This window comes from Streptomyces sp. NPDC045778, assembly GCF_056431945.1.
In genome coordinates, this window is the sequence record NZ_JBWKJZ010000029.1 from 1 (window position 1) to 13,698 (window position 13,698).

The 13,698-nt window shown below is 71.8% G+C and carries 10 protein-coding genes and 1 pseudogene; 2 read left to right on the forward strand and 9 right to left on the reverse strand.

Annotated elements, in window-relative coordinates; genetic code table 11:
- Positions 1 to 729: 729 nt before the first annotated feature.
- Positions 730 to 1,878 carry a helix-turn-helix domain-containing protein gene (locus AC07GB_RS30075; protein WP_478850895.1) on the reverse strand — a complete coding sequence of 383 codons (1,149 nt, stop codon included), beginning with the start codon at positions 1,876 to 1,878 and terminating at the stop codon, positions 730 to 732.
- 158 nt (positions 1,879 to 2,036) lie between these two features.
- On the opposite strand from AC07GB_RS30075, the gene AC07GB_RS30080 reads away from it, so the two are divergent.
- A complete protein-coding gene (locus tag AC07GB_RS30080) occupies positions 2,037 to 2,561 on the forward strand; it encodes a hypothetical protein (RefSeq protein WP_478850897.1) in 525 nt (174 codons plus the stop codon).
- Positions 2,562 to 2,751: 190 nt separating this feature from the next.
- On the forward strand, positions 2,752 to 3,216 hold the full coding sequence (locus AC07GB_RS30085) for a hypothetical protein (RefSeq protein ID WP_478850899.1): 465 nt from the start codon (positions 2,752 to 2,754) through the stop codon (positions 3,214 to 3,216).
- A gap of 377 nt (positions 3,217 to 3,593) precedes the next feature.
- Here AC07GB_RS30085 and AC07GB_RS30090 read toward each other — a convergent pair.
- From AC07GB_RS30090 to AC07GB_RS30125, 8 genes and pseudogenes are all read right to left on the reverse strand, one after another.
- A pseudogene (locus AC07GB_RS30090) lies at positions 3,594 to 3,821 on the reverse strand (hypothetical protein); the annotation flags it as partial.
- Between the two features lie 24 nt (positions 3,822 to 3,845).
- Positions 3,846 to 6,521, reverse strand: a complete 2,676-nt coding sequence (gene lanL, locus AC07GB_RS30095) for a class IV lanthionine synthetase LanL (protein ID WP_478850901.1) — start codon at positions 6,519 to 6,521, stop codon at positions 3,846 to 3,848.
- Complete coding sequence (locus AC07GB_RS30100) at positions 6,518 to 7,576, reverse strand: radical SAM protein (protein WP_478850903.1); 1,059 nt, start codon at positions 7,574 to 7,576, stop codon at positions 6,518 to 6,520. Before AC07GB_RS30100 ends, lanL begins: the two co-directional genes overlap by 4 nt.
- Positions 7,563 to 9,323, reverse strand: a complete 1,761-nt coding sequence (locus tag AC07GB_RS30105) for an ATP-binding cassette domain-containing protein (RefSeq protein ID WP_478850905.1) — start codon at positions 9,321 to 9,323, stop codon at positions 7,563 to 7,565. The genes AC07GB_RS30100 and AC07GB_RS30105 overlap by 14 nt, the downstream gene beginning before the upstream one ends.
- Positions 9,320 to 10,993, reverse strand: a complete 1,674-nt coding sequence (locus AC07GB_RS30110; protein WP_478850907.1) for an ABC transporter ATP-binding protein — start codon at positions 10,991 to 10,993, stop codon at positions 9,320 to 9,322. Before AC07GB_RS30110 ends, AC07GB_RS30105 begins: the two co-directional genes overlap by 4 nt.
- 88 nt (positions 10,994 to 11,081) lie before the next feature.
- Positions 11,082 to 11,165 (reverse strand): ALQxL family class IV lanthipeptide, encoded by an 84-nt coding sequence (locus tag AC07GB_RS30115; RefSeq protein ID WP_223279873.1) that lies wholly within the window; start codon positions 11,163 to 11,165, stop codon positions 11,082 to 11,084.
- 61 nt (positions 11,166 to 11,226) lie between these two features.
- On the reverse strand, positions 11,227 to 12,291 hold the full coding sequence (locus tag AC07GB_RS30120) for a radical SAM protein (protein WP_478850909.1): 1,065 nt from the start codon (positions 12,289 to 12,291) through the stop codon (positions 11,227 to 11,229).
- Positions 12,292 to 12,694: 403 nt separating this feature from the next.
- Positions 12,695 to 13,639 carry a hypothetical protein gene (locus tag AC07GB_RS30125; protein ID WP_478850911.1) on the reverse strand — a complete coding sequence of 315 codons (945 nt, stop codon included), beginning with the start codon at positions 13,637 to 13,639 and terminating at the stop codon, positions 12,695 to 12,697.
- Positions 13,640 to 13,698: the final 59 nt, after the last annotated feature.

Below are 13,698 nucleotides of genomic sequence, written 5' to 3' on the forward strand. Positions count from 1 at the left end.
CTGCTCTGCCGGCCCTCCGGGCCGGCGCCGGTCAACTCCGTTGCCCGGCAACCGAATCGCTCCGCGATTCGGTTAAGGAATTCGCTCCGCGAATTCCTTTGGCTGGCTAGGAGGGTAAGGGGTGGTCAGTTCCAGCTTTCCCTCGTTGACCTGACAGAGTATCAGGAGCATTCTTGACGCTCCATCAGATTCTTCCGCTCCCCCTCAGGGAATTAACGGCCACCCAAGAATTCTGCTGAGCTAAGCCGCATACCCAAATTGCAAAACCCTCTCATTCCCTGGGCAGCCACATAACAAGACAGCCCGACAGTTCAGACACAACGCCCGCGCATTCCCAGCGCCTGCCACGCCTTCCAGCGCGCCTTACACGAGACCTGGAAGGCGACCGCAGAACGGGGCGTCAACACCTTCGCCCAGACCTTCCTCGCCGTCCTCGGCGCCGGGGCACGTGATGCCGCACTGGAGCTGTCCGAGCGGCACCGGACGATGAAGGTCGGGATCTCCGAACAACGCGGCCAGCTCGCACTCCTGGCACAGCACGGCAACCAGACGGACAAAACACTCAACGACCACGCACGGCGGCTCGACATCCTGGAGCGGAGGAGGTGGGCCGCTGCCGACGGTAGCGGCTCTCGCCGGGGTGATCGGCGCTGGGTCCGGTCTGTTCGCACTCATCGCCCGCTGAAACGCTTCGCCCTTGCTCTCCTTCGGGAGGGCGGGGGCGCTTCGTCACGCCTGGGTCTGGTCCCCCACAACTTCATGAGCAGTGTCGGCCAGCCAAGTCGGTCCGTCCCGGTCGATGGCACGCAACGTGGGCCGCAGACGCCCCCGGATCCGGGAAGACGCAACGTTCCCCAGGAGCGGCTTGAGGCGCAGCAATGGCGCCTCAGCCTCGCGCCATGCGCCGAGCCGAACTAGCGCGTCCAACTCGGCGGTGGCGTAGTAGAGCGCGCCACGGCCTGTGGGGTTGGCCGTCTCCAGTAGCTCTCCGGTCCGCTCGAAACGCGGCACCGCTCGCGCAGGCTCTTCGAGCAGCAGCGCCACTTCGCCCTCGTGTCCCGTGACTTCCAGGTCATCCACCCACCATGTCCAGTGTGGGTCCCGAGAATGGACCGAGTCTTCCAGGCGGCTACGGGCCCTCCCAATCGCCTGGAGGGCGCGGGTGTGGTCACCGGCAGCGGCGAGCGCCCGGCTACGCCGCACTTCAGCGAGAAGCGCTACCCGCGGGGGCACCGAACTGCTCGTGATCTCCTCGCAGAGGGCCAGTGCCTCACCCACGCGCCCACTCTGTGCGGCTTCCATGGCGAGCAGGTTCATGGCGAACCATTGCATGGTCAGATCACCGGCCGCACGGGCAAGGTGCAGAGATTCCAGCCAGGCAGCGCGTGCTTCCTCTGGGCGGGCCGCGTCGAACAGTAACCATCCGGCGATCTCTGCGACTTCGGAGACCACGGCCAGGTGAGCCTTGTCGTCACCTGTGATCTGGGCTCGCTCGGCACGCCAAACCTGTACGCCAGCATCAGCCACATGGTCACCGCCGTGCGCGGAGTCGTGAGCAAGTAGCCACCCTGCCCGCTGCTGCACGACAGCGTGCGGGTGGTCATCTTGCGGCGGTTCCGGTAGTTCGCCCCGGGCATGCGCGGCGGCTCGCTCCAACTCCTCCAGCGGCGTGGCGAGGGCGACGGCCAATGATGGGAGCCAGGCGTCAGGCACACGCTTCCCCCGCTCCCACCGGGAGACATCGTTCCGGGTCACCGTTGCCGTGCCGCTGATCACGCATAGCCGCATGGCGAGTTGAGGCTGCGTCAGCCGTGCTCGCCTACGCAACGCGGCCAGGTGCGCACCGAAAGCGCGTCGCGCCGTCATCGCCTCGTCCATGCAGGGGCCTCCTCACCATCACGCTACCCGTGCAACTGGCCCCTGGCTGGCCCCTTGATGGCTCCTCCGCCCGTACCGGCGAAGGACTTCGATGGATCGGAAGACCACGGCGACCGTGCGACCGGCCCCGGGGCATGGCCGACTGAGAAGGAGTCGACATGGGCGAGAGTACGGCCCCCGTGCCAGCACCGAAAAGCAACCCCGAAGAGCAGGCCCCACTGACCGTGCGAGAACTCCTGGCAGCCGCCTGCTGCCTGGCCAAGGCCGACCCGCGACCGGGCGTGGTGTGGGCGGCGTGGGAGCAGCACGGTGTCGCGCTGCTCCCGCTTGGCCGCCGCTTCGACGCGATCCGCATTCCGGCCGAGCGGGTCCACTACGTGGTGGGCAGCGATGAAGAGCAGGCAGTGGCCAAGGTGCTGCGTGCCTGGCTGGAGGGTCCGGTGATCCGGGACGCCCGCAGCCGCCTCGGCCCGTACTACGTACTCATCGCGCCCAGCGCCGACTGGGACGGCCCGGCCGAGCGGCTCACGACCGGCACTTACCTCGGCGTCCCTCGCCCCGGATACGTGACGGTGCTCTCCCGCTGGGTGGTGCTGCCCCCACACCCCGGCGCCCTCTGCGACACCCGCCACGTGCGCACACTGCTCGCGACGACCGACTCCCTCAGGACGGTGGGGCGATGATGTCCGCCGGCCTGCACCCGCTGGAGGCCGTCGCCGAGCGCGCCTATCTCGCGTATCTGGATCACCTGTGGACCTGTCCCCGCTGCGGCCTGAACTGGAAAGGGAAGCCATGCGGGGCGGGCCTGTACCTGCGCGGGAACCTGCGAGCCTGGCGCACCGCAGTGCGGCGGTTCTGCCCGACAAAGCCCCGATGAGTGCTCCCAACGTCGCGCGGCTGCTGAACGCCCTCGTAGCCCAGGGCCCCGCCCTGGGTGTTGAGCAGGTCCAGGGCAATGCCTGCGTCTGGTGCCCCCGCACACTCCGGCACGGTGACCGCGTCGACCTCGGCGGCTCCCACGGCTGGTGGCCCCAGGCCTGCCGCCCCTGCTACGCCGCCCACAGCCAGGTCGTGTCCACGTACGTCGCCTGGAATGACCACGTTCTGGACTGCGCGGCCTGCGCGGGCGGGCGGTGCGACACCGACACCACGCTGCGCATCGCACACCTGACCGCCCGGGAGTGCATCGGACGGGAAGCGGTCTGGTGCCTGAACTGCGAGACGTTCGCACGCGGCAGCACCTTCCGACCGTACTTCTGGCAAAGCCGCCGGGGCCCGGAACTCGGCTACGTGCACGTCCAGTGCGAGCGCGCCAGAGACCGCCCGGTGTCCGCATAAGCCGCGGGGGCAGTGTGATGTCCGTCCACCGCCCCCGCTTCGCGCTCGGTCCTCACACCGAGCGCGGCCGCCCGGCCCTCTCCTGGGGGAGGACCGGGCGGTTTCCTGTGTGCGCAGACGCCCCCTGCCGTGTGTTGAAGACCCCCCTCGCCGCGGTGCTCGCCCTCCTGGCGCAGCGCAGCGAGTAGACGAACAGGCCCGAACGAGCACGAGCAACGCCTGGACGCGCTGGAGCACGGCCAACGGCCGCTGCCGACCATCGCCGCGCTCGTCGGGGTAGATCGGCGCCGGGTCCGGCCTCTTCGCGCTGCTGGCCCGCTGAAACGCTTAGCCCCCTCTCGCCTTCTGGCGGGAGGAGGCCTTTCACTCTGTGGCCGCTAGCCTCGGCGAGCCGCGCCCTGTGGCCACACAATGTCGACAGCAAGCCCTTCGGCCCGTGCCTGCTCGACTGTGTCCGCCGTAGCACCTCCCCTGCCCGAGGGCGGCGTACCGTCCCACACCGCAACGAGCCGGTCTCCACGGCGCAGCAACTCGCCGTTCGCGGACTCGTACGCCTGCCGGTTCGCGGTCTCGTGCGGCATGACAACGACCTCGGCGGCGGACTTGGCGCGTGCTGGTGCCGCCCGAGGTCAGCACGGTGTGCCCGCGAGGCAGTCGGGCAGCCAGAGCCGGGGGCCGCCGTCGCGCAGGCGGACCAGGAAGGCCAGCACCCCGCTGAGGCCGGTACTGAAACCCGCCGTGACGGCCATGCCCGTGTCGTCGGGCAGGACCACGCGGCCCTGGCACAGGGCGTGGCGGGGCTCGATGCTCTCCGCGAGGTCCGCCGCCCACTCGCGGTAGCGCTTGTCGCCCAGCAGGTCGGCCAGGTCCAGGAGGAAGTCGCCGTCACCGGCCAGGCCGTGGCACTGGCAGATCCCGATGTGCCAGCGGGAGCGGCGCACGGCCACGGCCGCCTGCTCGGCGAGGGCGGCGTACCGCTCCGCGCCCGCGCTGCGTGCCATGCGGACCAGGAAGGTACCGATCCCGGAGGACCCGCTGCACCAGTTGGTCTTCAGGAGCCCGCCGTTGTCGTGGCCGGGCCAGTACGCGGCGCCCCGGTCGAAGCGTACGAGCGATCCCAGGGTGTCCGCAGCGGCGACGGTGAGTTCGGTGTAGCGGGCCTCGCCGGTCGCGTGGTCCGCCGCGAGCAGGAACGTTCCCACTCCGGCCACCCCGTGGGCGAAGCCGTAGTGGGAGACGCCCGCGAGAGCCGAGGCGAAATCCGCGGCGACCGGCCACCTCACCTGGCCGTCGCGGTGCTCGACGGCCGTGCTGAGCGTGTCGGCCGCGGTCCGGGCCCGGTCCAGGAACTCCTCGTCGCCGGTCGCCTCCCAGAACCGCAGCTGGGCCAGGCCCGCTCCGGCCGTGCCGTGGCAGACGTCGGGGTTCGGCCAGCGCACGGGCACCCGTAGGGCGAGGTCCGCGGCCTGTTGGCGCAGTCGCTCGTCATCGAGGAGGCGGCCGGCCTCCAGCAGGGACCAGGCCGTGCCGGAGCGGCCGAAGTACAGGCCGGGCAGCGCGCGCGGTTCGCGGGCGACGCGGCGCGCCGTCCAGTCGGCCGCGACCCGTACGGCGTCCACTAGTCCTCGTTCGGTCCGGCAGCCGCGCACGAGCGCGCCGAGTACACCGGCGCTGCCGTGTTGGACGTTCAGCGGATCGGTGTCCGCGTCGCCGCGCTGCGTCGGCCACAGGCGGTGGTCGTCCGCCGGATCCATGGTGGCGAGCAGGTGCGCGAAGCCGTCCGAGACCAGGCGGTCCAGGTCCGGGTCATGGCCGTTGACGTGAGCGGGCGCGGCCGGTGCCTCAGGTGCGTCCGCCGCGGTGAGCAGGGCGGGTACGGCGTCGAGAGCGGGGCGCCGCTGCGGATCCGCGTCCAGCAGGGCGACGACGACCGGTGCCAGTGCCCGCGCCGCCGCGTTGCGCGGGGTGATCCGCCGCAGCCAGTGCGCGATGCGCTCGGCGGTGGGGCGCTTTTGCCCCTCGTCCGGGGCCAGCGCCGGGTCGGCCCCGCTGACCAGGAAGAACAGGGTGGCTCCGAGGCTGTACAGGCTCGCGGAAGGTGCGGGGGCGGGCCCGAACGGCGGCGCGGCGAGCTGCTCCGGTGCGGCATAGGCGGGGGTGTGGGACCGCTTCACCCGCGTCCCGGCCTCGGCGAGTTGTTCGAGGTCGATCAGGCGTAGCTCGCCGTTGGGCAGGACCATGACGTTGCCGGGGTGGAAGTCCTGGGTGACGAGTCCGTTGTCGTGCACCAGCCGCAGCAGGTCCACGAGTTCGCGGGCGATGTCACGCAGTCGGGGCACCTGCCCGCCCCACGGCCCGCCGTCGTCCGGTACGAGGTGGTCGCGCACCCACTGGCGCAGCGTGACGCCCGGCAGTGCCTCCTGCACGAGGAACAGGTCTCCCTGCTGTTCGAAGACGGCGACCGGGTGCGGTGTGCGCCCCGAAGGGGCCAGCCGGGCCAGCAGTTCGGCTTCGTACCGTCGCCGGTCGCGGGTGTCCTGCCCGTCGAGGCCCGCTCCGGTGTGCGCCCGTGCCTGCTTGATGACGACGTCGTCGCCGGTCTTGCGGTCGGTGCCCAGGAACGTCCCGCCGGTGAAGGCGTGGCGGATCACCTTTCGTACCAGGTAACGGTCGTCGAGCAGCACGGATGTGGGCGCGGCCGGAGCGGCGTCGGCCCCGGTATGGAAGGGGTCGCGCGGCGCCCATGGGGGCGGGGAGAACCATGCCTCGCGCCGGTCGGGTACGAGACGGCCGTCCGGCGTGATCAGCAGGGCCTCGTAGCTGCCGTCGTTGCCCAGCATCGGGATGCCGGTGAACACCCCGAACCGGTAGTGCACCAGGCTGCCCGGCCGGTAGGGCCGGTCCGAGAGGATTCCCGGCCCTGGTAGGCCCGCGGTGGCCTGGTGCAGTTCCTCAGCCAGCTCGCGCACCTCCTCCTGGTCGCACTCGGGGTACGCGGTGAGGAACTTGCCGCCCGCGCCGCGAGGGCACAGCCGGGAGCCGAGTTCCTCGACCCGGGTGAGGGTCCTGGCGAACTTGAACGGGCAGCTTTGGCGCAGCAGCACCTCGGCGGCGCGGGCCAGTACCAGGGGCGCGGACAGCGGGGTCGCGGAGAGGTGCAGCTTCCACCCCTGCCGCACCGTACGTCCGCGCGGGGGTTCGACGTAGCACCAGAAGTCGCTCGGCCTGGTCCGCCAGCCCGGGCCGTCGTGGCGGGCGAGTGCCGCCTCGGCGCAGTCGACGAGCAGCGGATCGCTGGAGGTCATGAGCGTCCTTGGAGCGGGAGGGCCGCGGAGAACTCCGGGCGCAGGTCGATACGGGTTCGGTCCTCGGCGGTGCCGAAGCGGCGGTCGATTCGGCGGGCGGCCTCGGCCCACTGCCGCATGGTGCGGACCGGTCGGAGGGTTTCCACCACGTACGGGTCGTGCCAGCGTGCGACCGCGCGTTTCCACAGCAGGAGCGGGTCGTCGTCGAGGATGTTGCCGACCACGCCCTCGTAGATGCACATCGCGCGGACGGCTCCGTCCGGCTCCACGGCCATGGCGGCGAAGAACGAGCCCGCCGCGATGCGGTCGGGGTGCATGCTCGTGCCCCAGTTGTCGGACACGGCCAGCTCCAGTGAGGCGGGCGCCAGGGCCTTCAGGTGCTCGGTGAGTTCGGGTGCGGCCAGCCGCGCGGCCTGCTCGTCGCTGAGCAGTTCCCGCTCCACGAAGCTTGGCCGGTTGGCGAGCCCGGAGGGCACGACCGCGCTGAGGTAGAGGAAGTCCATCTCCGGGAAGCGGGGGGCCACGTCCGTGCAGAAGAGTTCCATCTGGTCGAAGCTGCTTTGCACGACTGTGCTGTCGATGCCGAACTTCAGGGGCGGTCCGCCGTGCTGCCGTGCGGTCCTCGACGCGTCGTCCAGGAGCCGCAGCCCCTTCATGGCACGGTCGAACGAGCCGGCCCGGCCGCGGATGCGGTCGTGCACCTCCGCCGTGGCCCCGTCGACGCTCATGTGCACCTGGGGCCGCAGGCGCAGGATCTCCTCCATCGCGCGCTCGCGCAGCGGCCATCCTCCGGTGTAGAGGAACACCCCGATCCCGGCGCTCATGAGCCGTTCGACGATCTCGAAGATGCCCGGGACCACCAGTGCTTCACCGCCGCCGAGGCCGACGTTGTCCGGGGCGAGCGAGATGATCGCGTCGGCGACGCGGAGGTTGTCGTCGAGGCTCAGCTGCCGCGACGGTCGTCTGCCCGACTCGGAGTAGCAGTGCGTGCAGCGCAGCGGGCAGTGGTAGGTGATGTCCCACAGGATGTAGCCGGGGCGGTCAGGTATCTGCATCCTTCTCTCCTCTGGTGCCGGAAGGCGTGAGCGGACGGCCGCGCTCGTGGTCCCAGTGGCCGACCAGGTCGGCGTAGAGCGTGGAGGCGGCGGCGAGTTGGTCGTGCGTACCGAGGTGCGCCGTGTCCCCGTCCAGCAGGAGCACCCGGTCGGCGCGGTGGGCGGAGCTGATCCGGTGCGCGATGACGATCAGCGTTCCGGCCCGTCGGGCGAACGCGGCCTCGGCCCGTGCCTCGGCCTCCGGGTCGAGACCGGACGTGGCCTCGTCGAGGATCACGAGCCGGGCGGGCGACAGGTACACCCGGGCCAGCGAGACGAGTTGCCTCTCGCCCTGCGACAGGTCGGCGCCGCCCACGCCGACCGGGGTGTCGATGCCGCCCAGCCGGTCGGCCACCGTCCGCAGGCCGACGGCCGCGAGGGCCCGGGCGATCTCGGACTCGGTGGCCCGGGGCGCGAGGTAGACGAGGTTCTCGCGGAGCGTACCGGCGAACACGTACGCCTCCTGCGGGATCAGGGCCAGGTGACGGCGCAGTTCGCGCGGGTCGATGCCGTCGATGGCGGTGCCGCCGAGCAGCACCCGGCCGTGCCGCGCGGTCAGGAGTCCGGTGAGCAGCCCCGCCAGGGTGGACTTCCCGATGCCGCTGGGGCCGACGATCGCCAGGTGGCTCCCTTCCGGCACGGTGAAGTCGAGGTCCTGGACGACCGGCGTGGCGTGCGGTCCGTAGGCGAAGGTGAGGCCTTCGACCCGGAGGTCGTACGCGTCCGGGGCGCGGCCGGTGCCCGGTGGCTGGGCGGGCTCGGTGAACGTCTCGCCGAGTCGGGCGACGCTCACCGCCATCTCCAGGCCCCACGTGGCCATGACCTCGAGCAACCGGCGCAGCGCGGGCTCCAGGCCGACGGTCAGATAGGCGACGGCGCCCGCGACTTCGCCGAGGCTCAGGTGGCCGTGGCGCAGCAGTGCGGGTGTGGCGGCCAGCAGGACGAGCACCGGCAGCTGGCCGCCGACGAAGACCACCAGTGTCCGTGCGGCGGTCGCCCTGGCCAGTGCGCGGGCGCGGCGCCCCTGCTCGTCCACGGTCCGGTCGACGTCCGCGACGACCCGGTGCTCACCCGCGCAGGCGATCGCGTCGCGGACCCCGCTGAAGGCGGTGCCTGCCCGCTGGGCCACGTCCTCCTCGGCGAGCAGCACCGCCTTGTGGCGCGCGGCCAGGCCCGGCAGCAGCCAGGCGAAGAGCGCGAGCGCCGCCAGGAGGAGCCCGCCGCTGATCAGGGCGATCAGCGGGGCGAGCAGGCTCAGTCCCACCAGCGCGGCCACCGAGGCGAACACGATCTGGCGGACGATGCGCAGTCCGGCGTGCAGGACTTCCCTGACCGTCTGGACCTGCTGGGTGAGCCGGGCGACGGAGGCCAGGTCCGGCGGGTGGGCCGCGTGGACGGCGTCGGTGAGCACGCCCTTGACCAGCGCGGTGACGAAGGCGTCCCGCACCGGCTCGATGACGGCGGCCATCAGGGGGAAGAGGCGGCGGGTGGCCACCGTCCCGACCAGCGCGGCCGCCAGCAGCGCGGCGAGCGCCCCGGTGGCGGGCGGCACGTCGTGCGCCAGGAAGTGGTCGATCGCCGTGGCGATCAGCAGTCCCGAGACCGCTACGGGAGCGGTTTCGACGACGGACCAGAGCGCGATCCACGCCAGGGTGCCGCGCCGTCGGCGGAGCACGCCGAGCAGCAGCGCGTGCCCGCCGCCGGTCACGTCGCGCTCCCGAAGACGGCGCGGTAGCGGGGTTCGGTGGCCCACAGGGTGTGATGGGGCGCGACCGCGAGCACGCGGCCCTCGTCGAGCCAGGCCACCAGGTCGGCCCGGGCGGCCGTGACGGCACGGTGTGCGATCACCAGCCGGGTGCGGCCGGCCAGGCCCTCGGTGAAGGCGGCGGCCAGGCGGGCCTCGGTGACGGTGTCGAGGCTGGACGTGGCGTCGTCGAGCACCAGGACGCGCCGTCGGCCGGCGATGGCCCGCGCGAGGCCGACGCGCTGCCACTCCCCGCCGGAGAGCGGGGCGTGGTCGAGCCTGGTGTCGTACCCGGCGGGGAGCCTGCGGATGAAGTCGTCGGCCTGGGCGATGCGGGCCGCGTGTTCGGCGTCGCTCCTGGATCCGCCGCCGAAGCCGATGGCGTCGCCGATGGTGTCGCCGAGCAGCACCGGGCGGCCGAAGGCGTACCCCACGGCGGCGTGGACGGCGGCCGGGTCGAGGGCGCGCAGGGGGACGCCCTCCAGCAGCACGTCCCCCTCGTCGGGGTCGATGAGCCTGCCCGCGAGCAGCGCGAGCGTGGTCTTGCCGCTGCTGGAGGGGCCGACGACCGCCAGCACGGCACCGGCCGGCACGTCCAGGCTGACGGCGTCCAGTACGGTACGGCTGCCGCGCCGCACCGATACCTCGCGGAACGACAGCTCGCCCTGCCCGGCGGGAAGTTGTGCGGTGCCTTTGGTGGCCGGGGGCTGTTCGGCCAAAAGTTCCCGGACGCGGGCCGCGCCGGCCCGCGCGTCGGCGAGGAAGAGCAGGGTGTCCACCTGCTGGACGAACCCCAGGGCGATGGTGAGGTAGAGGGTCAGCGCGAAGAAGGCGCCGGGAGAGATCCGGCCGTCGGCGACGCCGAGGCCCGCGACCAGCAGGACGAGGACCCTGATGACGGTCTGGGCGAGGGCGACCTGCCAGGAGACCGCGCGCCGGACCTGCCAGGTGGCCATGCCCGCTCGGGCCAGCTCGGGCAGCGGAGCCAGCACGCGTGCGACTTCGCGGGGGCCGGTTCCGCAGGCGCGGATGGTCCTGCGTCCCAAGACCGCGTCGGTCAGCCGGGCCGCGATGTCGGAGAGCCGGGCGAGATACGTGGCGAACGCGCTCGACGAGCGCAGCGCGAGCCGCCTGACCGCGAACGCCAGGGGGGCCGCGGTGACCAGGAAGGTGAGTCCGGCCCGCCAGTCGATCCAGCACAGGGCCACCGCCCCGCAGACGGCGGCCAGGATCTCCACTCCGGCCTCGACGAGGTAGGGCACCGCCTTGGCCGCCGACACGGCGTTTCCGCTCAGGCGGGCGATGAGGTCGCCGAGCGCGTGGCGCCAGGAGCCGGGCACGCCCAGCAGGAACACCTGCCGTACGAGCTGATGGCGCAGGCGTGCGAGGACGGAGGTCTCCGCCGCGACGCCCGCGATCTCACCGCCCGCCTCGGCCGCCGTGCGCACGATCAGCAGAGCGGCGAACACCAGCAGCCACGCGTCGGTGTCGGCGCCCGCCAGCGTCCGGTCGACCACGCGGGCCAGCACCACGGGAAGCAGCAGTCCCGCGCCCACCGCGACGGCTGTCGCGACGGCCTTGGCCACGGCGGGCGCGGGCGCGAGCAGCGCGTGGCGGACGTGAACGTGAGACATCGCTTCTCCGGGGCGGTCACCGGTCGGTGGGAGTCCGGCCCGCCTCCCCCGCGCGAGCGGTGTGGGCGGCGGGCCGGACCGGTGGCACTCAGCAGGTGCCGCAGCACGGGAAGAGGCCCAGCTCGGGCTCGGGCTCCTCCAGGACCTGCAGGGCAGTCACGTCGAATTCCATGCGAATACACCCCCTTTCGGTATCGGAATGGCTGTGCTTCCTCCCGCCGAGCGACGCGTGTTCAGCCGGCGGGAAGGCCTTGGGGAATCACGGGTGGACGGGCGTCGATGCGGGCACGGTCGGCATCCGTGCCGAACCGGTAGTCGATGCGGCGAGTCGCCGCGGCCCAGTCCTCCATGGTGTACACGGAGGAAAGCGTTTCGGTCACGAACGGGTCGCTCCAGCGTGCGACCGAACGCTTCCACAATTCCATCGGCGGGTCGGTGAGAAGGCTGCCGACGGTGCCCTCGTATATCGCCATCGCCCGTACGTGACCGTCCGGTTCCACTTGCATCGCGGGGATGCGGCCTTGAGCGAGGAGGTCGGGGTGGTAGCGGAGCAGCCGATTGTCGTTGACCGTTACCTGGACCGATGGCGGTACGAGGGAACGTAACCGTTCGACGTGCTGGGGATCGACCAGGTGGTCGGCCTGCTCGTCGGTCAGGAGTTCATGCCGGGCGAAACCGGAACGGCTGGCGAGGCCGATCGGCATGGCCGCGCCGAAGGAGACCTGACGCAGTTCCGGAAACCGTGGAACAACGTCGGTGCAGAACAATTCCAGTTGGTCGAAGCCGCTGCGTACGAGGGTGGCGTCGAGGGTCAGGGCGCAGTGCTCGGCCTGCTCGGCCCGCCGCTTTGCGACCCACCGGTCGAGCAGCGCCAGCGTCGCCATGGCACGGTCGAAGGACCCGGCCCTGCCCCGGACGGCGTCGTGGACCTCGGCCGTCGCGCCGTCGACGCTCACGCTGACATCCGCGCACTTCGCCAGCACGTCGTCGATGGCTGACCTGCGCACAGACCATCCACTGGTGTAGAGGTAGAGCTGTACTCCGGCGCCGACGACGCGGTCGACGACCTCCGGCAGGCCCTTCACCACCAGCGGTTCGCCGCCCGCGAGCACGATGGCCGAGGGGCGCAGCGACAGCATCGCCTCCGTGACCCGCACCATGTCCTCGGGCGACAGCTGCCGGGAAGCGCGCCGTCCCGACTCGGAATAGCAGTGCGTACATCGCAGGGGACAGGAGTAGGTGATATCCCAGACGATTTCGTTAGGACCGCCGGACACGGTCGCCACTTGGCTCGTCATCGGTCCACTCCCCGTTGTCCGGGCGCAGCGGTGCTGCGCGCAGTGTCGAAAGGAAATCTTTGGGTCGAGTTCGGCCGGGACGATGGCGTCATGACCGAACGAGCGTGCGGGGTGCGGCGGTTCACCGCGTCGCGGCCGCGCCGCACGGCGCGCTGCTTGCCTGTTGCCTCTTGCGCATTTCGGCTTATGCCTTGTGGCTTATGCCCTACGACTTATGCCTTACGACTTCGCGAAACTCGATGACGAAGTGGCGCTCAGCCTAGCGGCGGCCTATCGGGAGGACGAATGATGTTCCACTGAGTGGACCGCTCGCACCGGGAACTCAAAGCGCGCCAAATGGGGGCGGCGCATCCGGTCCATACCTTTACGGCGGGGGCGAATCGGGGCTTTGTCGGTCGCGGCACTATCCCAGCTCCTCCGCGACCTCCACCGGAGGCGGCCCCGGCCTGTCAGTCCATGGGCAGACACTCGTGCGCGTCGACACCGTCCGGCCCGTCGGATCGAGGACCAGGGTGACGAGGCAGGGGCGGGCGGACAGGCCGGTGAGATACGGGGCCAGGCCCAGCAGACCCCGGGGGTGGCCGGGGAACAGGGTGCGGGCGGTCACGAACAGCGCCAGCTCCAGCGGGCCGTCGGCGGCCCAGGCGATGCTCAGGCCGAGACGGCGGCCCGACAGGCGGCGCACCCCGTCGGGCAGGCCCTCCTCCAGCCCGCGCGGTGCCTTGAGGTGGCCGGTCGCGCGGAGGAAGGGGAGCAGGTCGTCGAGTCCCGAGGCAGGCAGCCGGACATACAGCTCGGTCCGCTGCCGGGCCGGCTCCACGCCGAGCAACCGGGGGATCGTGCCGCACGGCAGCCGTGCCAGCCCGGACACCACGCGCTCCGGCAGGGGCAGGCCGGGCGGCAGCGCCGACGGATGAACGCCGGGGCGGTTGGCGGTCGCGTCCGGTGACCTGCCGGACGGCTCCGGGGAGGCCCGGCCGCCTTGAGGGACGGCAGCATCGGGAACCGCGCGCTCGGCGGTGAGTTCCGCGTACACCTTGAGGCGCTCGCCGCGCCCCGCGATCCAGGCTCCGAACCGCAGGTCCCGCCCGGCCTGGTGGGAGACCAGCGCCTGCCGGGTGGCGGAGGGGAGCGGGGCCCCGGCCCCGTCGAGCAGGCGCAGTGCCCGGTCGAGCCGGGCCGGTTCCGGTAGTTCCGGCCCGGCCACCTCGGCGGCCCACTGCCACGTCCGGTCGGGCAGTACGGTCACCTCGACGGGGAAGCCCGACGGGGTGAGCCGACTCCACGAACCGGCCACCTCCGGCCACGCGCTCGCCTCCAGGCGGGCCACCGCTTCGTCCAGTGCCACGGGCAGCTGGTGCTTTGCCGGCTCTGACGAGCGGGCGGATTCCGGGGAAGGGCCGGCGG